This is a genomic window from Nocardia sp. NPDC006044, from assembly GCF_042871115.1.
GTDB lineage: Bacteria > Actinomycetota > Actinomycetes > Mycobacteriales > Mycobacteriaceae > Nocardia.
On sequence record NZ_JBIAID010000003.1, the window covers coordinates 1,067,268 to 1,087,895 of the forward strand.

The following is a 20,628-nucleotide window of genomic DNA, read 5'->3' on the forward strand; positions in this document are numbered from 1 at the left end:
CCAGAGCGCATACTGCCCAGTATTCGTGTACGTCCGTACCAGAACTATGCCAAACATGACCCTTCCTCATGTTTGAACACGCTGGTCGACCGGGTTACTAACACGTAGGAAACATGAGCGCCCCTCATGTTGACGGTTATCAAATCGTTATAATCCCTGGTAGGGTTACCCACCAGTACGCCACGCCCGCCCGGAGCTTCGCGAACGCGGTCAAGCCCGGTAGAGTTTGCACGGTCGTACCATCACGCGCGAGTGGCGAAATTGGCAGACGCGCCAGATTTAGGTTCTGGTGTCCACGGACGTAGGGGTTCAAGTCCCCTCTCGCGCACGTTTCTCCGACATCTGTGTCGGATGTTCGCCCCGTGTGTTCGAGAGCTCTCGAGCACACGGAGGACGACCAGTGATTACCCCTTCTGAACTGCGCAGATATCTGCCATCTCTGCCACTATCAAGGTCATCGGTGTCGTGCGGGAGGTTTGCTGGGCGGGGGTGCGCATGATCCCCGCGCTGGTGCCGCCGCAAGGTGAGCTTCAAGAGTTGATCAATGGTCCAGTACCTACCGACCGGATTGTCCGGGTAGCTGACGGCGATCTCGTCGTCGGCGTGTCGTCGGTGGGCGATGGTGGCCGAATCGCTGACAAGCATCTACTGTCCGCGCTAGGGTGCCGCCCCTCCGTTCGCCTGGAAGTAGCCGTCACCGAATCCGGGGCGCTGCTGCTGTGGCCGGGCGCGCGCGGCACGGTGATCGTCACCGGTAATGGGCATATCCGGCTGCCGTATCGCCAGCGCCGCCGGGTGAGCCTGTTCCTCGGGGACCGGGCGCTGCTCATCGGGCGGCGCAGCACCGCACGCCTGCTCGTCTATCCCCCGGTCGCGATCGGCGAACTGGTGACGACCGCGCTGCCGATGCTCGCGGCGGTGACCGCGTGAACACCCCTGCACCCGGCGTCGACGCGGAGACACTCGCCGCGGCGAAGCTGCTGCTCGCCCAAATGGGGATCTCCCCAGCCGACCTGGTCGCCGGCACCACGGTGGTGCCGACCTTCGCCGAGGTGATCCCTCAGGTCCGCGCCACCCTGTCTCCGGGCACCCTGCGCACCTACAACGCCGGGCTGACGCGCTTGGAACACACCTGGTCGGATCGCCGCCTCGACGAGCCGACGAAGGCCGATTTCGAGGGGATGGCCCGCGACGTCCAGGCTGGCGCGCGGGTCAATCGCGCCTCACGTGGGGGCACCAGTGCGGTCGAACACTTCATCAGCGCGGCGCGCTGTGTCTACCGCTACGCCGAGGACAAGGGATGGATCCGCCCCGCCGACAACCCTGCCCGCCGCCTGGCCATGCCGAAACGGCGCCCCTCGCACCGCTACGCGATCCCTTCGGCCCGCCTGGCCGAGATCTGCCATGCAGCCGCGACCAGCGGCGACGACCCGGAACTCGACGCGTTGATCCTGCGCCTGCACATCGAGACCGCCTGCCGCCGCAGCGGCGCGCTTGCTCTGCGCCCGCACGACCTCGACCAAGAGCAGTGCCTAATCTATCTCCGGGAAAAAGACGGCGTTGATCGCTGGCAGCCAGTCTCGCCGACGCTGATGCGTTTTCTGGTCGAGCACGCCGCGCAGCGTCACAGCCCGCTGATGGGTCAGCTGCTCCACTACCGCAACGGGCGTGCGATCAGCTCGCGCCGCTACGACCACCTCTGGAATCGCGTCGGGGAGATCCTGCCGTGGGTCGCCGCCCAGGGCATCACGACCCACTGGCTACGCCACACCACGCTGACCTGGGTCGAACGCACCTTCAGCTATGCCGTCGCCTGCGCTTACGCCGGACACCGAGGCAAAGGCCCGGGCGCCACCGCCACCTACGTCAAGTCCCACCTGGCCGAGGTCGCCGCCGCACTGTCGGTGCTCACCGGCGAACCCCACCCGATCCTGTCCGCGCAACTGCCCACCCCGGCCGCGATGAAGGCGCCCGCACGCTGAACGTACCGGAAGGTTCCTCGTGGCCGGCACAACCCTGGAACTCGCCTCGATCGACAGTCCTCACCCGCAGGTGCGCACGCCGCCGCGATCGCGTGCGCACACTGCACGATGCTCGAAGCGCCGGGCAGTTCCATGGAGGCGACGGCACTGCGCGATCACGGGCACATCATGTCGACCGTTGGCGATGTGTCACGCCACGCAACAAACTCCCCCACGTTTCGCCACAACAGCTCCCTCCCCGCGACCCAATTCCGGCGAACCCGTCCACCAGCGGAACAAGTCCCGGGACCGGTACAAAACCTCCACCCGGTGCACCGGTGCCGGGACAGCCGGGCAAACCGCAGCCGGACAAGCCTCAGACACCCGGGCAAAGCAAACCCGTTCCGAACAAACCGGGCCTCGGTAGACACGGCCCCGGATCCGGCGGCGGCTGAACACCTGCTCCATCGCAGGACCTACGCTCGAAGTCACCGGAACGTGCTACCTGAACTGAAGTTCTCGAAAAGGAGTCCCGTGCCGTTCTATCGCATCAATCCCGAAGTACCCGCGGATTTCGGTGATGTCGAGCTCGATGAAAGCTTCGACCCGCCCCGAGTCGTCACAGCGAATTTCGAGTTCTCTGCCCCGATCCGCGAGGGCAGCGAAATGATCAAGTCCTACGGCGGGGCATACGCGGTCACCGAGCCCTTGGCCGAAGCGCTACAGAGCGCAGATCTGACAGGGTATCGGTTCGGGCCGATCACGACCTCTGTCAGTGCGACTCCTTATGTCGAGGACACGACCACTATCCAGATCCCACCATTGCGTGGTTTCGTCGTGACCGGAGAAGCGTTCGTCGACGACTTCGGTATAGCGAGCAAGGGCGGATTGATCGGATCAGAGAAAGCCGCTCGGTTTCTTTTCACTCGCGACCCGGAACTGGAGAAGGTCTCTTTCGAACTCGATGAACGCGGAAAGGTCATCTTCCGACTGCCGTAGTCCGCCAACCGCGCCAGGCCCACTCCCGCTGAATCCGCACCTGGTCTGTGGCCACGAAATACACCACCCTCGCCTGGGTCGAACGCACCTACGGATAGGCCCCCCGCCCGCGCCTACGCCGGACCCAGTTCCCGGACTACCCGCCTTATCCCGAGGACAGCCCAAGGATGTCTATGCCGATGGACGTCGGCATAGACCACGTGCGCATGTGCCTGAGCGACTCACCGCGGAGCACGCCAGCGATCGAAGCGATACTCCAACTCGCCAGCGAGTTCGGTCTGGTCGTCTGGGACCCATAAACCGAAGAGGCCGTTGTGGCTTGAGACTGGAATCTAGTACCGAGCCATCGGACGACACTAGGACGGCGGGTCAGGCGTCTGCATCATGAGCTGGGATTCGGTGTCTTCGAGCCATCGCCGGTACCAGACAGCAAAACTCTGGGTGACCCCGCAACTATCAACTAGGGGCGCAAATCCACCACCATCAGCTCTGTTGTCGCCCCACATCTGCCCCCTTGCCGGCCCACTGACGACAAGCGCCTCACGATACGCGCAGCCCAAGTGGCACAGATAGATCAGTCCGACCGAATGCTCGGGTGCGTCAATGACCTGATAGTAGTTGTCCCAGTACGCTTCCTCGGCCTCCTCGTATGCTTCCGCCGAGTCGAAGTCTTCGTCCTCGGGAGGTCCGGGGAGCCCGTCTGCGGGGTTGAACGCCGTGATGTACGGAAAGGGTTGCGCCAACGTGTTCAGCGCAGTGATTTCCGCGCCGTCACCCTCCCACTGCCATCGGCTCTCCGCATGACGGACAGGAAACAGACCCCAAGCAGGTCCTGCCCCGCCTCGACCGACGGTCAGCAGAAACGACCGATACTCCTCAGGCAGCACTACCCCCACCTGGTCTTCCAGCTCACCCAGCTCCGCAGAGCTCAACGGTTCTTCGAGGAAGAATCGATGTCCGAATCCTGCGGCGCCATGTACCTCATCCGCACCCGGAGCTACGGCCATGCGAGCAATCCGATCTCTCACATCTGACCAGTCGTGTGTCACGGCTGCCCACGCTATCCCCTCGCCCAGTCGCGCCCTTCCCAAGAATGGATGCACACAGGAATGGGGAACAAGCAGGCTCTCGCAGGGGACCGAGCGCCTGCATGCTCGTCGCCTCTCATCTATCACCGCAACCCCAACAGTGGTGTCAAATTTCGCGACCATAAACACCCGCCGCAACGAGCGATGTCGGGATTCGCGATCATTCGTTGCCCAGATTCGCTATCGAAACCGCAACGGCAGCCACCAAGCAGGTCGCGGTGCACGGTAACCGGACTGAACCGAAGAAATGCCATCGTACTCAGAAAGAACCCGCTGGCCACAGCGTGAGACAAACCAGAAGTCCAGGTCAATCAATCGCCAGATGCCACGACTTTCGGGACCCCATACGGGCGCAAATGCGCTTATGCCGATTCTCCTGATGCAACGATGCAACATCGTCCCGAATCATCTGGAGTAAGCCTTGGCATCAGCGCGGCCCCGGCCGAACGCTGGAGACCGGGGCCGCACCCTTCGCTGCGATGTCCATCCGAGCATCACCCGACGGGATCACACGAAGCTGTCCCGAGGTGCGCTTGTGCCGCAGCTGATGTCGTAGACGCCATCATCATGATGGACAGAGTCTCGCCGGATCTCCTCGATCGAGTTCTCGGGGCACTGCGTTGTCGCATCCGACCACCGCGCATCTTCCAGATCGACACCTGTCAGACCGAATTGGCGGAAGTCCACGCCTGGAAGTCGTTCAACATCTGGTCCAAGTAGGTCAGATGACTCGCCACCGTGGTCAGTACTAGGTCCACTGCCCTGCGTTCGATGATTTCCCGTACATGGGGATTCTCATCGACTTGTTCCAGGCTACGCGCTAACACGTCGGACAGTCTCCAATCCAGATTTGCACCTACTGCCACCCAGTCGCATCCCAGATCCATGAGTTCACGACCATTGCCCACGTCAATCCGGTGATCTTTGAACTGGACCCAGCTAATACGTCCGGACGCGTCCTTTAAAGTCATGTCAGCGCGCATCGACGAGACGAACAGACCTCCGTCTGCCTCTTCCGGAGATTCGGTCCCGGCTCAAGGGAAGCGCCAAGACCGCTCCACGGCGGCCGATCCGCTGACACCTCACCGACCGCGGGCCGCCCACTTGTGGGAATGTGCTGATCGCCACGGACTGCGACGATGTGATCATGATCGGTACCAAACGAATTCGGCTCACACCGGTGGCCGAAGGCGGGTCGGTGACGCAGCTCGAGCTGTTCTTCGACCTGGTGCTCGTCTTCGCGTTCACCATGGTCACCGACCTGGCGGCCGAAGAGACCAGCGCGAAGAACATGTTGCGCGCGTTTCTCGTGCTCGCGGTGATGTGGTGGTTGTGGATCGCCTACTCCTGGCTCGGCAATGTGATCCGCGCCGACGAGGGCTTCGCCAGGGTCGCGATGTTCGTCGCGATGGGCGGCGCGTTCTTGGCCGCGCTCAGCATTCCCGAGGCCTTTCATGATCTCGAGGGCGGCTGGAACGGCTCACTGGTCTTCGCCATCGCGTATCTGATCGTGCGGTCGGTGCAGGTTGTCATGTTCTGGCTGGCCAGCGCCGAAGATCCGCAATTGCGCAGTCAAGTACTGCGCTGGGCGGTCGGCTCACTCGCCATCGGCACCACACTGCTGGTGATCGCCACGATGGCCTCGGGCACGACGCAGATCGGGCTGTGGATCGCGGCGATCGCGGGCGACTACCTCTGGACGCTGTTCGCCGGTTCGGACTGGCGCTTGAATTCGGTGACCCATTTCGCCGAGCGGTACGGGCTGATTGTCATTGTGGCGCTCGGGGAATCGATCGTCTCTATCGGCATCGGCGTGGCCGGGCTGCCTATCTCCTGGCCGATCGCCCTCGGCTCGATGCTGGGATTGGCGATCACCGGACTGCTGTGGTGGGCGTACTTCGACGGCGCCGCACTGTCGATGGAACACGAACTACGTCAGGCCGAAGGCGCCGAGCAGATCAAGCTGGCAACCAGGTCGTATACCTTCTGGCATTTCCCGATGATCGTCGGAATCATCGGTCTCTCATTGGGGTTGAAGAAGGTTCTCTACTACGTTAGTGGCGCCTCGCAGCACACGTTGAAGGACGCACTCTACGGAATCCCTTTGTTCGCACTGTACGGCGGCGTCGTGCTGTTTCTGATCGGCTTGATCGGCGCCAACCACTACGCGACACGGACGATCGGCGTGGCCCGAGTGATCACCGTAGCGGTTTTGCTTGCTCTGGTGCCGCTCGCCGCAACGCTACCCGCCCTGGCCTCAATGATCATCCTCTGCGCGACGCTTGGTGCCCTGATCACCTGGGAGACAATCCAATCGGCGCAACCGCGGTATCGCACCACCCCTCGGACAACCGAAACCACGGGCGCTGCCGGGATTACCTAGCCATCCTCGATATGTTCCCATGGCTGATTATCCACAAAAGGCGGTCAGAAATGTCGCGACGAGACCGTCATGAAGCAAGGACGAAACTCACTCGACAGAAGGAGATTCGGATGTCGGTGCCCGAGAAAGAGTTGAGCAACGCCATCTCGCGTGCCACGTCTTTTACCTCGTGCGACGGCGATCGCTTCAACACCGAGAACATGCTCGAAGAAGGTCTTAGGCAAGTCCCTGCGCCCTCCCTGCCACAACGTTGTAATGCGATCCGTCCGCTATTGCGCTCGGTGTCGCGGCGGTACCGGTCCATACAGCACTATTTGACGCCTCGGTTGCGCCAACTGCGGTTTCGTTCGTCGACGAGATCACGCCGATCGACCTGCCCGATATTCGTTTCCTCCAGTGACGCCGTAATCGCCGCGCCTGGGGACCGCCGGCCACTACTCGTCGCGGATCGTCGTCATCTTCGATCACGTATGGGTGCCACTTGCCCGAGCTAGATGAGACGTTGGCGGAGATGACGTGCGCGGCCGGATGATGTTGTACCCGAACTTGATTCGCTGCGATCACCGCTGAGACGACGGTGCACTGATTGCGCGAGGTAAATGCCACTCTTGATCGGATTGCCCGTGGCCTCCTCGAAGGGGTCACAAAACTCAAGGAGACGCTTACCCGCCACATCAGGACCACCAGCCATGTGGTACGCGAATCGGCAGCAGAACTGCGGAACGCGGATCATTCAATCATCGTGTCGGAGAAGCGGCCTCGACGTCCACACGGTTCCGACCACGACCTAATCAACAGTCATCCGCCCGAATCACCTATCCCGACTAGGCGCAAGCCACCCGCCGCATTCGCCCGCACAGTCGCCGGGCGCGAACCGAAGGAGCTCGATCTCACATTGGCCGCACTCGCGGACGACGTCGGCGCACCGACTCGACCTGGTCATGACATCAACGGATTCGTCCGCCTCCGGTCGGACCAACTCGAGGAGTGGGGAATATCGAGTCCCTTGGTCAGGGACGCGCAAACCGGACTGAGGTTCGCCGTATACCGGAACGACTCTGGACACACTGTGCTCGCGTTCGCCGGAACCGATGCCAGCTGGAAAAGCTGGAAAGCGAATATCTACCAGGCAGTGGGACTCGAAGCGCAGCAATACGTCCTCGCCGCCCGGATCGGTAAGCTTGCGAAGAATCAGTTCCACGACAATCTCGTCGTGACTGGACACTCGTTGGGAGGTGGTCTTGCCGCCTTGGCAGCAGTCAAGTCCGGCGCGCCGGCCGTCACGTTTCATGCGGCCGGGTTGTCGGATCAGACGATCTCCAGAATGAATCTGAGCGTGGACGCGGTCCGCGCTCATGCCGACGAACTCTTCCGCAATATCGTCGTCGCAGGGGATCCACTGACCCAATTCTTGGCGAGCCGGACCGGTGCGCGAACATCGGTGGGCGGACTGCTGGGCGGTGCCGTCGGCTCTTCGGTCGGAGCAGTCCTAGGGATGTCGGTCGGGCATGCGGTCGGGACAGCACAAGCGCGGGCGGCGGGCAGGATGCTCGGCGCGGCGATGGCTGGACTCCCGTCAGCAGCCGTCGTAGCAGGAAGTATGGTCCGCATCAGACCGGCACTCGGTCATACTGTGGAATTGCCCGACCCTGCGCCGTTGTCACGCCTGAATCTACGTAGTCGGCTCGAACACCGGATAACGGTTCATCGGATGAAAACTGTGGTTGCCGCGTTGGAGCGATACCAGCCATGGTCCGCGTCCGGCCCAGGTTCACATCAGGAACTAGCGATGTGAGGACACCGGCGTGCTGAAGGACATGGGGTGACAGTGTTTTCAGATCCGTCGGCCGCGCGCGTTGCAGCGGCCGTGGCATGGAATGACGCCGCGGAGGTCCGTCGGCTCATCGCTTACGGCTCCGACGCGAACGCGACAGGCACCGACGGCATCAGCCTGCTGCAGTGGGCGCTGGCGAACCTGAGCAAGGACGCCTTCACCGCACTGCTGGACAACGGCGCCACCACTAGGCATACCGATCAGGACGGAAGAAGTGTGTTGCACTACGCGGCGATGGCCGAGGACATTTGGTACCTCCACGCGCTCCTGACAAATGATGTTGATGTCGATCTCGTCAACCCACTTACCGGGAACACACCACTCATGGACGCGGTACTACATGGTCGCCGAGAACAGCGTCAGCTGCTGCTGGCAGCGGGTGCCGATGCTGACATCGCCGACAACATCGGCGACACTCCCCTGCATTTGGCCGGCGAGATCGACGACTACGACAGCATTTTCGACCTGCTTCGGGCAGGGGCCGACCCAACCCGGAAGAATCGTCAGCAGGCAACGTTCCAACGCTATCTCGCCATGACTCCGTCAAGGCTCCTCGCCGCTGACGCCCGACGCGACCGCGAACAGCTCCGCACCTGGCTGCGGGACCACGGACTCCCCGTCGACGAGGATCTTTGACGAGACACACCGCCGCCGATCCAGGTCCGGTCAGGTATCACCGGCGAGCGAACCCATCGAATTTACGTCTGACAAACAACAGAGATTCCAGTAGTTCGTTCGATCTCGTGTTTTGCCGCCACCTGACCCGAGAGCTGGTTCGGATAGGGAGATTGCCAATACCGGACTACAAACACCGGTATCAAGCGCACTGAGTGCGCGGTGCGCTGGCTCGACCGCCACCGCAATACGGCAACCGACCTCATCGCTATCGCGCTGGCCCGGAGCGGCAAGGATCGGGTGCCCGCCGAGCGTGCACTCGGAACCCTGCGCATCAGGACGATCATACTGACGCGGTTTTGTCTGAACCCGAACTGCGCCAGCAGATCACCGCGATCACCAACCGGGTGGAGGCATTCCATGGGTTCGCCGCCTGGCTGATGTTCGGTGGGAAGCTGATCGGCCACGACGACCCCGACCATCAGGAACGTGTGGTGAAGATCAACGAACTGGTCGCCAACTGCGCAATCTACTCCACGCCCTGGACCGCACCGATTCCGCGAACACGCTTGCGGCCGAAGGACATCCGGTCGATCCCGACGAACTGGCCACCATCACCCCGTACATCATGCGCACGATCCGCCGATTCGGTGGCTGGGTACTCAACCTCTCACCTGATACGAGATGTGTACGAATTCGTCAGCGTGCCGCGCACGACCGGCAGCGAAGCGGTGATGGGATCGGCGCCGAAACCGGCGACCCAGGTGATTTCGTCATCGAAGGCAGCGTCGCCCGCCAGCTCCGCGGCGGCCAGTCTGGCGGGCATCGCGTCGCGGTCGCGCAGCAACTGCCGCTGCCGTGTGGTGGCCGCCAACACCCGTAAGGCCAGCAGCGCGGCGACCGTCTCGAGGTCGCGGACCTCGAGCTCCGAGATGTCCAGGCGTTGCAGCGACGACAGTGTGGCCAACGGGCCGATGTGCACTGGCTCGGTCGCCCCGTGGAGGGTGAGCCCCAGAGGGTCGGGTGGCCCACCAGTGACTCCAGTTCTATGCGCGGCGCGGTGAGGTGCAGCTGTTCCAGCGGAATCGTGTGCGGCACTGGCAATTGCACTGATTCGACACCGCGCACTCGCAGCTCCCGCAGCAGGGGCAGCGCCGCTAGTTCCGCGGCGGCGAACGAGTCACGACCGTCGATCGTGAGCTTCTGCACGGCGATCGCACCGGGAAGCTCCGCGACGGATTCGCCGACGCCGCGCAGGTACGCCTCGTACTGCGGATGGTCTTCGATTTGGGCAGTGTAGTAGTCCAGCACCGGCTCGCCCGCGCGCATTGACTCGACTGTCCGCTGCAGCACTGCGAGAACGGAATCGTCCTGCCGGAAGGCCGCGTACCACCCGCCGGGTTCGAATTTGATCACCTGCCCAACACGCCGATCGGGCCGGGGTCGAGATCGACGGCGGTCACATCGCGGTCGCTGGTGCCGATAATCACCCACTTCGGGCTGCGCGATATTCGACGCACCACGCCGCGGGGCCAGGACGAACACCGTAGTATCGATGCTGGCGAACAGTGAGTCCTTCCAGGCCCCGATAGTGCCGTGGCCGTATTCCAAATCCGCCGTCTCGATTTCGTCGTTGAGGTGGCCTGCGGCGACGCTAGCCAGCGCCACCCGATACAGCGCACGCAGCTCTTCCGGCAGCCGGAAACCGATCCGCGCCTCGGCGGTGGTGATCTCCGCTTCTGTGTTCCCTGTACCCAGCCGCGGTGCGTGGTCCTCTTGCCGAGTGCGCAGCTCGACGTACTCATCAACCAGGTCGGCCTGGTCACGACCAGCTCCGGACTGGTGGGCCGATCATCGGGGGCGGTGTCGGTGAGCAGGACCGGAATGGAATGACCCGGATAGCGGTAAGCCGGGTCGAGGACCACCTGTCGGGCGGACTCCCATTCGCGCACGTAGTAGTGCTGTGACTTGCAGCAATACTGGAATTCGTAGCTATCGCCGGACAGCCGCAGCCGCATCCGAACTGGGTCGTCCGCGTCTACGCCCGATTCAGCACGTACCGCCGCTGATATGACCGTAGTGTCTGGACATACCGGCGCGAGCGCGCCGACCACGTCGCGACACGACATGCCGTAACCACCACTCCTACCGCCGTTGTGTATTTCCAATGTTCCCGCTGTCGCGCCGCTCGCCGCGAACTCTCTTGCCAGCTCTTCGATCTGCTCGATCAATTCAGTCATGTGGCTCATCCATCGTCGTATCGTGTCGCGGCCACCGTAGCTACCCCACCAACAAGGCCGGCCTCCCGGCAATGGGAATCCCGCTGCGATGAACTTCGGCTAGGACGCCCCGGCAGACTTGGAACACTGGCCGGGTCGCGAAAAGCACTATCGCAAAGATCAGCCAGCACCAATCCGACCTAGCAGATAGCGCAGATATCTAGAAAGCTCTGCCCTACCAGCACCGTTGTCGTCGGAATCTACACAAGAAACAATCTAGCCCATTTCGATTATCCATTTAAGATCAGCGCAATAGGCATCGGATTCTATATGATGGGAAGAGATTCTCTGTACGTCAGGTAAAGTCGTGGCATGAGCGCGATCCGCCCAGAAGCCGATGCGGTTGCCCCTTCCGATGGTCGCGATGGGGCGAACTTGCTGCCCCCTTTTGTCTCATGGGAATGGTGTCAGAGGCTTCTCGACTCGAACTCGCCACTCCATCTCGTCGACACGCGTTGGTATTGGGACCGCTCTGGACGAGACGCGTACTTGGAGGGTCACATTCGTGGGGCAGTCTTCGTCGACCTGGACCAGGATTTGACCGGCGACCGATCGGACCGCGACGGACGTCACCCCTTGCCTTCACCGAGCTCCTTTGCCGTTGCGATGAGCAAGGTCGGGATCAGTCGGGATACTCCGACAGTGGCCTACGACGACGCCGGAGGGGTCATCGCCGCACGCCTGGTGTGGATGCTTCGTGCCGCCGGAGCGCTGGCAGCGGTCCTTTCTGGCGGAATCTCCGCGTATCGCGCTCCGCTGACGGACGTCGTCCCACCACCTTCATCCGCGAAATTCGAGCCGCGGGCCTGGCCGAGCGACCGGCTCGCAAGTGCCGATCAGATTCAGACAGAAGGCTGGACACTGCTTGATGCTCGCCCGGGAAATCGGTACCGAGGTGAGGATCCAGAGGTAGATCCGCGGCTCGGTGTTATTCCTCAGGCCGACCCGCGTGCGGGACACATACCCGGGGCAGTCAATCTTCCGTGCCGCAGCCATCTGTCCTCGGATGACCGCATCATCACACCGGACAGGCTCCGAACCTCTTTCGCAACTGTCGGCGTCACACCAGGGACGGACCCGGCGACCGTCGTGCACTACTGCGGCGCTGGCGTGACCGCCTGTCACAACGCCCTCGCGATGGAATACGCAGGCCTGGGGGTCGCTCGCCTGTACCCCGGTAGCTGGAGTGAATGGAGTAGGCGTACCGAACTGCCCATTGCGTAGGCACCACGCTTCCCTCATGGCCGCCGCTGAGGGTCGAGTTATCGGATACATGAAGCGCCTCCGGCCAGCGGGGCCAGATCGATTGCAGGTGTTGAGTGCCGGGATTGCCCGGCTCGGGGTCGACGGTGGCATCCATTTGTCCCAGGCCGCGCCGTAGACACGTCACAACCGATACGCGATCGGACCCGTGCGAGTGAACGGTCGACTTTCTCTACTCTGCCCGCTCAATTGATCCGGGAGCGACAAGGACACGGGACTCGTGCGTAGTTGGGTTCGTGATTTCGTCGGTTAAAGCTTGAGCGTAGGTGCTGTGTGAAAGTTGCGACGTAGCTTCGAACCTGGTGACGGGTTCTGCGATCAATCGGTACTCCAGCCCACCTGCAGATTCGGTTCCGAAGCCTGCGGGTGGCGTCAAGATCGCCCAGTCGAGGTTCTTGGTTGTGCGCAGAGCGGCGAGTTCGCGTACGTGGGCGGTGGCAAATGGTGCCAGCTCGGCCGGAAACAGACTGGGGTCATCTCTGATCAATTCACCGGAATCAAGTAGCAGACTGGCGGTCAGACCGACAGCAACCAACCGTCGACGTTGTCGTCGCCAGCTTTCGTCGATCCCGATGACGATCTTCGCGTAGTAGTCGAGGTCAAAACCATCGAACGTGTCAGGCGGTGCGGTGAACGGAGTGACGGTGAGTACGACGGCGTCGACTGTCTCCAATAGTGCCCCCGAGCTGCTTGGATCCTCAGCGTCGCCTTGGGCCACGCGAAGATTCGGGTGGCTCGGCAACTGCTGCCGGGCAGGATCGCGAAGCACCGCTGTGACCTGAATACTCCGTTGAAGCAAGGCTGCGGTAGCGGCACGGCCGACGCGTCCGCCGGCACCGAAGATAGCGACGTGTTGGGCGGTGTTGCGAGCATTGCCAGACATGGGCCTGACGGTACGCGAGGGGGACCTGGTAACCGCAACGTAACTGCCTAGACTGGACCTATGAGCGGGACCAATACCCCTTTGCCTCCGTTTGATCCGATCTGCCCCATGAGTACTTTTCCCATTCAGATCGGCGGCAAATGGACTGCCATGATCGTGCTGTGCCTTGAATCCGGTCCACAGCGATTCGGCACCCTGCGCCGACACCTACAGCCGATCAGCGCAAAGGTTCTCACGGAGACCTTGTCGACGATGCAACGCGACGGACTCATACGTCGTCATCTAGTCGAAGACGTCGATGGTTGCGGAGTCGAATACGCGCTGACATCGTTAGGCCGCACTATCCTTGGCCTTATCGAGCATGTCCGCCAGTGGACGCGGGAACATCTCAATGAACTACTGCGCTTGAGAGAAATTTTCGACAGCACGAATCAGATCAACTCTGCCAGTTGACGTCTGACGCCAGCCTACGCTTGACCTACATAACACACCTGAGCTTGATGGCCGAAGTTCAGAAATCCTGACCGCAGCTTCAGTTCAAGGTCCCGATCTGCAAACATGGCTCAGGCAGTTAGTTCTGATCCTGATGCCACGCGGCCAAAACGCCGCCACATCCGACGACTTGGCAGGCATACCTTGGGTGCCGGTCCGTGGAGTGGCCGACACCCAAGGTGCCTGATCGCGATGCACAAACCGATGCCACGACGCCCCGACAGGTCTGCTACTCCATCGCGATCATCCAGCCGACCCGGGTGCTTTGACGAAGGGCCCGGTCGGCCGAATCCACAGGATTACCACAGCCCAAATCACAGCTGACACGTCCCTGGCTCAAGGGTATTGCGCTCGTCGCTCCATACGCTTCGACAGTCTTCCCAACCCCAGGAAGAGGACCGACCCTCTAACTGAACACAACCGTCTCACTTAGAGCGCCATACCTACAAAACGCCAGGCCGTAACCGTATGCGCATCCCCGCCGGACGCGCCCTCATTTTTCACCAACCGCAGTAGAAGGGCGCATCCCAACACGTAGTCATGCGTTCACTGGTAGTTGCTAACGCCACAAGAAAGGCAGCGAGTTCCGCACTGTCATCGAGTGCTCGCCCGAGCCGCCGGAGCCAGCAGATCCTGCGTTGCTATGACTACCCGAACGGAGCGTTGGTGTGCCGCGGTTCATCATGGTGGCGCCGATCCCGAAGATCGGCTTTCATGGAGAAGGGAGAATCAGGCGGCACGGCGAGGAGCCGATGCCCGATGCACACGTTTCAGCGACAGTCCGCAACGCCGACGAGCCCCACTCAGCCACTCGCGGTTTCAGCGCCAGGCTCCGCCGACCTTCGACAACTCGGCAGCGCAGGCATTGCGCTGTCGGTGCTCAATGATCGCGCGCGGATTGCCGCACAGCGCATTTTCGACGTCATGGGCTGGCCGTCCGGGACTCCGATCGAGCACGTCATGCTCGACAGGATCCTCGCCATCCGTGCGGCCGAACCTCGAGGTAGCCGTTTCGCCATCGACTCACGCGGTCACATCCGGCTGCCCGCCGCAGTCCAGCGAGCCACCGCCGCCAAGGCCGGGGAGGCCGTGCTGCTCATGGCGTTCCCCGCCCGCGGTGTCGTCGCGGTTGTTCCCCCAGCAGTCCTGTTCGATGCTCTCGCACCTGTCTTGGCTCACCTCAAGGTGCTGCTGTGAGCAGCCACGACCTCGAAGTTGCCCACCAACTCCTGGAGCGTCTCGGCGTTCGGCCTGAAGAGCTTCTGGCCGCCGCCGGCGACCGGGCAGTTCCGACCTTCGGGGAGTTCATACCGCGGGTCAGCGTGACGGTGTCCGACGGAGCCCGGCGAACATACGGCCCCTATTGGCGGCGCCTTGATGGGCTGTGGCACGAGCGCACCCTCGACGAACCGACCGCGGCCGAACTGAACGAGATCGTCCAGCAAACACAGCAGGGAGCACTCACCAAACGCAACAGCCGCGGAGGTCGCTCAGCCGCCGAGCACATGGTCAGTGCGATTCGCTGCCTGTATCAATTCGCAGTGGACGATCGTCATCTATCCGCCTTCAACAACCCGGCGACGAACCTCAAAGTCCCCCGGCGCCTGCCGAGCACCCGTCGAGCGCTCGCTACGAGGCTCCTTGGCGATATTCACCGCGTCGCAGCGACCACAGGCAACGACGAGGACCTCGACCAGCTGATAGTTCGCATTCATATCGAAACCGCGTGCCGCCGCTCGAGCGCATTGGGGATCTGTGGCGATGATCTCGATCCGGAGCAATGCTTGCTGCGCCTGCACGGCAAGGGTGGAACGATTCACTGGCACCCCGTCTCCCCGACGTTGATGAACCAGATGATCACTCATACGGCACGGGGTTCCGATCCCACCGGCCAGCTGTTGCGTTATAGGAACGGTCGCCCGATCACCCATCGCCGCTACGACCATCTGTGGGAGCGAATCGGTCGTTTTCTGCCGTGGGTCGCGATCCAGGGAGTCACCACGCACTGGATCCGCTACACCACTTTGACTTTCGTCGAGCGGAACTTCGGATACGCCGTTGCCCAGCGATTCGGTGCCCACGCCGCACCCTCAGGCCGAGCCGGCGCCACCCTGATCTATGTCCAGGCCACAATCGAGGAAGTGGCCGCAGCAGTGTCCGCGCTGACCAACGAACCCCACCCTCTCGCACCGGAATTCGAGCCCGGAGCGGGTTTGCTCAGCGCCGACTCTCCGTAGCGGATATCGACCAGGCTGAACCCGCTCCCAGTAACGGACGCGACCGAAACCCCGAACCTCACAGCGACACCGAACCTTTCGTACATTGTGCGCTGAACTGACATCTTGCGGCGCCCCGCATGGAGCCGCTGCTCGCCGGAGCCGGGGCCGGGGGTGAGTGCGCGGTTCATTGCTCTGGGCTCGGTACGAGAGTGAGATGGCGCTCGGTGAGGCTCAGGTCAGTACCTCGTTCCCATCGTCGCGCGTAGGTCATGGAGTGTGCCAGCCGCGACTTCATAGACGCGGCGACGCGAGGGACTCGTTGACCGCGTCGGCAGTGTACTTCACTTATCCGCAACAGCTGCCACGTCAGCTTCTCCCACGTGGCGGATGTCCATTCGAAGGCAGGCCTGGGCTGTTCGCCGCTTCGATTCCATCTACTGTGAATCTCGTAGTAGCAGAGTGGATATCAGTCAAAAGGCCATCCTGACCCGTGCTGCCAGGGGTGGGAACGTACGGAGTGGCATCGCTACCTGCGATGCTCAAAAATCCCGGACTGTCGCGCACCACTGCTCGATGGTGCGTGTGATCCACCCCGTTCGCAACTGGAGGAGATCGACCGTGAAGTCATTCACCATCACAGCCGGGATCATCGCCGCAACCCTGACCCTGCTGGCACCTACTAGCCCGGCGGCCACCGATTAGGCCGCAACCATCAACGGATTGGTGTACGAGGACCGGCACGGTGATTTGGATCATTGCATCAAGGTCGGCCCGATGGACATCACCATCGAGAACACCACCAGTCGGCGAACGGCATACGTCTACTCGTCGGATAACTGCACAGGCGATGCTGTAGGCGCAGTAGCCCCCGGTGCGCAGGACACGATCTACGGCACCAGCGTCGAGTTCAAGGGACCCCGGGGCGGCGGCAGTTTCGAGCTTTAGGTCCCAGCGAGTTATCGGGGCGGCTCCGCTACGTGTGTTGGCGGAGCCGCTCCGCTTGATCCAGGACTTCCGGAGACCGTCCTGATCGGCTGCCGATCTATGAGTGCAGGCTGATTACCTCAGCATCGACCCGGGAATCATGATCGCGTCACGCGACAACGCCAACTTAAGCGTGTCGATCAGGTCGACCTCGCGCGCCGCCTCGCGCAGCACACGCAACTCGTCGGCGCGCAGATCGTAGGCGGCGACGATACCCCGCCAGAGCTTGATGCCTCCGGGCCGAAGTCCCTTGGGTGGAGCGGGTTTCGGTGCCATGCGACCTCCAGTGTCTCGCCGCCTCCAGGGCGGCCGGCCAGGGTGAAAGGGTGCGCAGAACGAGTGCGCGTCGGGTGAAGCAGCAGGTCCCACCGGGGTCTAAGGTGTCGCGATGGAGACTGCTGGAAAGTGGCTTGAGCTTGCCGGAACACTTCTGACGATGTACGGCCTCTGGTTCGCTTGGAATCGCAACTCGAATCGAAGAATTCGGACCGCCGTTACCCAGTGGGCGAACTTCATTTTCAACAGGACGCTTCATGCGCTTGCGATCGTGCTTCCGCAATTGCGACGCAATGCCACCATCGTTGTGCCTGTTGCTGACGCGATAGCCGTAGCTGACTCAGCAACGGTTACGGTCCACTCGGTAGTGGACTCAAGTCAGCCGCTGCCCATTCAGGTCGAGCAACTGGCGGGTCAAGTCAAATCACTGGCTAACGACCTCCAGGCCCTTCGCCAGCGCGTCGGACAGAATGCAGTCGCCATGGACGCGCTCACCAGAGAATCCGGAGCGACGGTAGAAGCAGCTGTGGCCGACTTGCGGAAGAGCAGTCGGCTCGAAGCTTTCGCCGACCTGAGCGTCGCTCTCGCAGGCATCCTGATCACGGCCGTCGGGATCGTTGTCGGCATGGTCGCTGATGGACGATTCGCCTGGCTTCCTTAGATAGCCACAGGAAAAACAGGTGCGAGTCGCACGCATGCCCGGAAGTGCTATGCCAACCGCCGTGCGCCGGGCCGGGCGAGGGGTCCCCCCACCCCCTTCGTGCTGCGTCGTGGTATCCGTCCGGGGTGTGGCTCGGGCTCACGGTTGCGGCTCACCTTGGCTCGGCCTGCTGCGGCTTCGGCTTGGGTCTTGGCGTCGTGGCAGGAGTCGCAGAGCACGTGCAGGTTGGTGTCGTCGTCGGTTCCGCCGGCCGCAACGTTGATGATGCGGTCTATCTGCCATCCGCTGCGTCCGCATTGTTGACAGGTTCGTCTGTCGCGCTGTCGAATCCGTGCAGCTTGCTCGCGCGATACACCTCGGTATCGGTCGGGTGCGGTCGACCAGGGAATCAGTACGTCGTGCTGTAGAGCAGCGGTCCGTCGGCACCGATGTGGCAGCTGCTGTCGTTGGTTCAGGCGAGCCGGACCGCGAGGTCGACGGCGTCTCGTGGGTCGGTGCCGCTGGCCGCTGAGGTATGCATGCTGCCGAGTGCGATGTCTCGCCCTGACGTTCGGGGACATCGGATCTCAAGAGGTGGGGGCAGCGCGCAGCAGACTCTCCCCGCGGAAGGTCGGCCGGGGGATTGCGGAACCTTGGGGGTTCGTTGGAGTGCTTTGCCGGGCCAATGGAATCCCCGGCGTTGACGCGCTGCGGCCGTAGCGAGGGCGGATTCGAACCGCGACCTGTGCGTTATGAGCGCACCGAGCTGCTATACCTCGCGTCAACGAAAAAGGACTGCGCCCCGATCTGGGGGGCAGTCCTTCCGCACCCTAAGAGTGCGAGGGGGGACAAGGTCTTGTCAAGCCGACTCTATGGCCTGTGATCAATTCTCTTGCGACATGACCCGCGCCATGGGATTCCTCGCCGCCCTTACAAGGCTGCGGAACTGCGTCGGGGTAAGGACCTTGGTGTGCTGCCGCAGTGCATGGCTTCGGTATGCCTCCACAAACGGCTTGTCCCGGGTCACGCAATACACCTGGGCGAGGGGGTCTTCGTTGGCCACGAATCGACACGTACCGTAAACGAGGCCGTCCTCGTGATCCAGCGGTGGGTTACCGTCCGGACAAGAATTGGAAATGGTGTAGCCATTCGACATTTCCACCAGGCCACCGATCATCCCGGTCAGCAGCGTGTCCGCGTCCTGGCGTTGCCAGCCGAGTATCTCGACTGCCTTCTTGTGGGTCATCACCTGTATGTGGTCGCTCACAACAACCTCGATCGGCTCTCGTCGAGTCATGTTGCCGGACTGGCACACCGCGACCGCCAGCAGCGAGTCTGGATACGACCGCGTGGTTGGGTCTGGTCGAGCAAAGGCCAGACGCGCTGCCGCAGAGTTGAATTTGGCCCAGGTGAACGGCGGACCAGTCAAGCTCGCTACGTCGAGGTAAATGTTGCAGTCGAAGATCACGACATGCCGCTGTACCTCGGTACCGGCAGGTTGCAAGGGGCTATGCCTCCCGGTTGCGGATTCGTACCAGCGGGATGCCGTCGTAGTCGTCGGGGCTCGCGGTCGCGAGATTCGCTCCGCCCCAATGATCGTCGTCGGGTTTGTCCTCGGGCAGGCTCGCCAGAAGCGCGTCGATGTCGACACGTTCGGTGTCCATGACCGGCGCGTGTACGCCGCCTGCGGCCAAATCTGCTGCGGTCCGGCCGCCGAGCATCCGTTCCTGGCGGTAGAACCGGGCCATCGAATCGTTCTTGATCGGTCGACTACGCCGAAGGGCCTGCAACAGGGTGCGGGATTCCTTCCATGGCGTCTCGGTGTGAGTCAGCGCGCTGAGTTCCGAGCCGCTCATCGAGCCGTACTGCACCAAGACCAGATCTACGAGATTTGACGCAATGTCACAGAGTTCGATCCCGTCGAGCTTTTGGTTTTCCGGTTGGCGGGTGCGTACCTCAGCACGAGCGCGCCATACTTCGGGAATGACAGGCCCCATCGGCCAGCCATGAAACTTCTCGGGAAACAGTGGCCTGTCCGTGATGGCCAAGTGCCACGCCTGCACGTAGTACAGGAGCTTTTGCAGCGGCATCTTGTCCAGCCATCGACCACCGTGCCGGGCGATGATCACTGATGCCACTTGATCAGCCAATAGCATAGCGCCACCTCCTCAAAGCCAGTGTAGACATCCGAGATCTCATCAGGGCAGGTCAGTGTTGCACATCCCGGGAAAGTTCACGTAGCAACCCGGCCAGGGTGGCATGAATAGTCATCCCGGACTCTCCGGCCTCTTCCCACGCCTGCGGCCGTTTCGCGGTTTCGACTGCGAGATTGAGCAGCGCGGCCTCGTGCATGCCGAGTTGTGGCGCGAGGCTCGGGCGCTCGACGGCGAGCGCGCACCGCTCGACGGCCGCGGTGGCTGGGTCTCGGTCAGGTGGTTTGAAGTAGGCGGTTGGGACAACGGGCCGGTCCGTGAGCTGTAGGGGATCATCGGGGACCTGCCAGAGATCCAAGCGCGCGTATTGCAGAGCCAGTATCGCCAGCCAAGCGAACCGGGCGGGCCCGAGCGGGTACCCGGGCGTACGCCAAGACGGCCTCCAGGACGCAGTCGGTTTCCGCTTCGGTGAGTTCCCGGAATATGCGGGAGAAGCTGGATGCGCTCGGCATTCGAGCCGAATATGACGTCCAGTCGAACGGCACACACTCGTGGGGGT

22 protein-coding genes, 2 tRNA genes and 1 pseudogene are annotated in these 20,628 nt (G+C 62.4%); 14 read left to right on the forward strand and 11 right to left on the reverse strand.

What is annotated here, in order from left to right:
• Positions 1-246 precede the first annotated feature (246 nt).
• The 4 genes from ACFYO1_RS29400 to ACFYO1_RS29415 all read left to right on the forward strand — a co-directional run bounded on the left by ACFYO1_RS29400 (position 247) and on the right by ACFYO1_RS29415 (position 2,960).
• A tRNA-Leu gene (locus ACFYO1_RS29400) sits at positions 247-328 on the forward strand.
• Between the two features lie 137 nt (positions 329-465).
• Positions 466-930, forward strand: coding sequence for a hypothetical protein (locus ACFYO1_RS29405; RefSeq protein WP_387237572.1), 465 nt, complete (start codon positions 466-468; stop codon positions 928-930).
• A complete protein-coding gene (locus tag ACFYO1_RS29410; protein WP_387237575.1) occupies positions 927-1,982 on the forward strand; it encodes a tyrosine-type recombinase/integrase in 1,056 nt (351 codons plus the stop codon). The genes ACFYO1_RS29405 and ACFYO1_RS29410 overlap by 4 nt, the downstream gene beginning before the upstream one ends.
• Positions 1,983-2,495: 513 nt before the next feature.
• Positions 2,496-2,960, forward strand: coding sequence for a hypothetical protein (locus tag ACFYO1_RS29415; protein WP_387237578.1), 465 nt, complete (start codon positions 2,496-2,498; stop codon positions 2,958-2,960).
• Positions 2,961-3,316: 356 nt separating this feature from the next.
• On the opposite strand, the gene ACFYO1_RS29420 is transcribed toward ACFYO1_RS29415, so the two are convergent.
• A complete protein-coding gene (locus tag ACFYO1_RS29420; protein WP_387237581.1) occupies positions 3,317-3,967 on the reverse strand; it encodes an SMI1/KNR4 family protein in 651 nt (216 codons plus the stop codon).
• 743 nt (positions 3,968-4,710) lie between these two features.
• On the reverse strand, positions 4,711-5,019 hold the full coding sequence (locus ACFYO1_RS29425; RefSeq protein ID WP_387237584.1) for a hypothetical protein: 309 nt from the start codon (positions 5,017-5,019) through the stop codon (positions 4,711-4,713).
• Positions 5,020-5,195: 176 nt separating this feature from the next.
• Here ACFYO1_RS29425 and ACFYO1_RS29430 point away from each other — a divergent pair, with 176 nt between their 5' ends.
• From ACFYO1_RS29430 to ACFYO1_RS29445, 4 genes and pseudogenes are all read left to right on the forward strand, one after another.
• Positions 5,196-6,431, forward strand: coding sequence for a low temperature requirement protein A (locus ACFYO1_RS29430; protein WP_387237587.1), 1,236 nt, complete (start codon positions 5,196-5,198; stop codon positions 6,429-6,431).
• A gap of 742 nt (positions 6,432-7,173) precedes the next feature.
• Positions 7,174-8,226: an Mbeg1-like protein gene (locus ACFYO1_RS29435; protein WP_387238657.1), complete on the forward strand. Its 1,053-nt coding sequence runs from the start codon at positions 7,174-7,176 to the stop codon at positions 8,224-8,226.
• 27 nt (positions 8,227-8,253) lie between these two features.
• Positions 8,254-8,901, forward strand: coding sequence for an ankyrin repeat domain-containing protein (locus ACFYO1_RS29440; RefSeq protein ID WP_387237590.1), 648 nt, complete (start codon positions 8,254-8,256; stop codon positions 8,899-8,901).
• Positions 8,902-9,287: 386 nt separating this feature from the next.
• A pseudogene (locus ACFYO1_RS29445) lies at positions 9,288-9,356 on the forward strand (hypothetical protein); the annotation flags it as partial.
• 194 nt (positions 9,357-9,550) lie between these two features.
• Here the strand turns inward: ACFYO1_RS29445 and ACFYO1_RS29450 are convergent.
• A complete protein-coding gene (locus ACFYO1_RS29450) occupies positions 9,551-9,847 on the reverse strand; it encodes a hypothetical protein (protein WP_387238744.1) in 297 nt (98 codons plus the stop codon).
• A gap of 445 nt (positions 9,848-10,292) precedes the next feature.
• Complete coding sequence (locus ACFYO1_RS29455) at positions 10,293-11,120, reverse strand: hypothetical protein (protein ID WP_387237593.1); 828 nt, start codon at positions 11,118-11,120, stop codon at positions 10,293-10,295.
• 351 nt (positions 11,121-11,471) lie between these two features.
• On the opposite strand from ACFYO1_RS29455, the gene ACFYO1_RS29460 reads away from it, so the two are divergent.
• Complete coding sequence (locus ACFYO1_RS29460) at positions 11,472-12,383, forward strand: sulfurtransferase (protein WP_387237596.1); 912 nt, start codon at positions 11,472-11,474, stop codon at positions 12,381-12,383.
• A gap of 211 nt (positions 12,384-12,594) precedes the next feature.
• Here the strand turns inward: ACFYO1_RS29460 and ACFYO1_RS29465 are convergent, their stop codons facing one another.
• On the reverse strand, positions 12,595-13,305 hold the full coding sequence (locus ACFYO1_RS29465; RefSeq protein WP_387237599.1) for an NAD(P)-dependent oxidoreductase: 711 nt from the start codon (positions 13,303-13,305) through the stop codon (positions 12,595-12,597).
• 60 nt (positions 13,306-13,365) lie between these two features.
• Here ACFYO1_RS29465 and ACFYO1_RS29470 point away from each other — a divergent pair, with 60 nt between their 5' ends.
• The 4 genes from ACFYO1_RS29470 to ACFYO1_RS29485 all read left to right on the forward strand — a co-directional run bounded on the left by ACFYO1_RS29470 (position 13,366) and on the right by ACFYO1_RS29485 (position 16,961).
• Positions 13,366-13,758 (forward strand): winged helix-turn-helix transcriptional regulator, encoded by a 393-nt coding sequence (locus tag ACFYO1_RS29470; RefSeq protein ID WP_387237603.1) that lies wholly within the window; start codon positions 13,366-13,368, stop codon positions 13,756-13,758.
• Positions 13,759-14,673: 915 nt separating this feature from the next.
• Complete coding sequence (locus ACFYO1_RS29475) at positions 14,674-14,994, forward strand: hypothetical protein (protein WP_387237606.1); 321 nt, start codon at positions 14,674-14,676, stop codon at positions 14,992-14,994.
• A complete protein-coding gene (locus tag ACFYO1_RS29480; RefSeq protein ID WP_387237609.1) occupies positions 14,991-16,034 on the forward strand; it encodes a tyrosine-type recombinase/integrase in 1,044 nt (347 codons plus the stop codon). Before ACFYO1_RS29475 ends, ACFYO1_RS29480 begins: the two co-directional genes overlap by 4 nt.
• A 756-nt stretch (positions 16,035-16,790) precedes the next feature.
• A complete protein-coding gene (locus ACFYO1_RS29485) occupies positions 16,791-16,961 on the forward strand; it encodes a hypothetical protein (RefSeq protein WP_387237612.1) in 171 nt (56 codons plus the stop codon).
• A gap of 114 nt (positions 16,962-17,075) precedes the next feature.
• Here ACFYO1_RS29485 and ACFYO1_RS29490 read toward each other — a convergent pair whose 3' ends face one another.
• Positions 17,076-17,276: a hypothetical protein gene (locus ACFYO1_RS29490; RefSeq protein ID WP_387237615.1), complete on the reverse strand. Its 201-nt coding sequence runs from the start codon at positions 17,274-17,276 to the stop codon at positions 17,076-17,078.
• Positions 17,277-17,388: 112 nt separating this feature from the next.
• Between ACFYO1_RS29490 and ACFYO1_RS29495 the strand changes: the two genes are divergently transcribed.
• Positions 17,389-17,937 (forward strand): hypothetical protein, encoded by a 549-nt coding sequence (locus ACFYO1_RS29495; RefSeq protein ID WP_387237618.1) that lies wholly within the window; start codon positions 17,389-17,391, stop codon positions 17,935-17,937.
• A gap of 47 nt (positions 17,938-17,984) precedes the next feature.
• Here the strand turns inward: ACFYO1_RS29495 and ACFYO1_RS29500 are convergent, their stop codons facing one another.
• The 5 genes from ACFYO1_RS29500 to ACFYO1_RS29520 all read right to left on the reverse strand — a co-directional run bounded on the left by ACFYO1_RS29500 (position 17,985) and on the right by ACFYO1_RS29520 (position 20,427).
• Positions 17,985-18,497, reverse strand: coding sequence for an HNH endonuclease (locus tag ACFYO1_RS29500; RefSeq protein ID WP_387237621.1), 513 nt, complete (start codon positions 18,495-18,497; stop codon positions 17,985-17,987).
• Between the two features lie 136 nt (positions 18,498-18,633).
• Positions 18,634-18,697, reverse strand: a tRNA-OTHER gene (locus tag ACFYO1_RS29505).
• Positions 18,698-18,799: 102 nt separating this feature from the next.
• On the reverse strand, positions 18,800-19,384 hold the full coding sequence (locus ACFYO1_RS29510; RefSeq protein WP_387237625.1) for a hypothetical protein: 585 nt from the start codon (positions 19,382-19,384) through the stop codon (positions 18,800-18,802).
• Between the two features lie 40 nt (positions 19,385-19,424).
• Positions 19,425-20,072: a Panacea domain-containing protein gene (locus tag ACFYO1_RS29515; RefSeq protein ID WP_387237628.1), complete on the reverse strand. Its 648-nt coding sequence runs from the start codon at positions 20,070-20,072 to the stop codon at positions 19,425-19,427.
• A gap of 52 nt (positions 20,073-20,124) precedes the next feature.
• Positions 20,125-20,427: a hypothetical protein gene (locus ACFYO1_RS29520; protein ID WP_387237631.1), complete on the reverse strand. Its 303-nt coding sequence runs from the start codon at positions 20,425-20,427 to the stop codon at positions 20,125-20,127.
• Between the last annotated feature and the right edge of the window lie 201 nt (positions 20,428-20,628).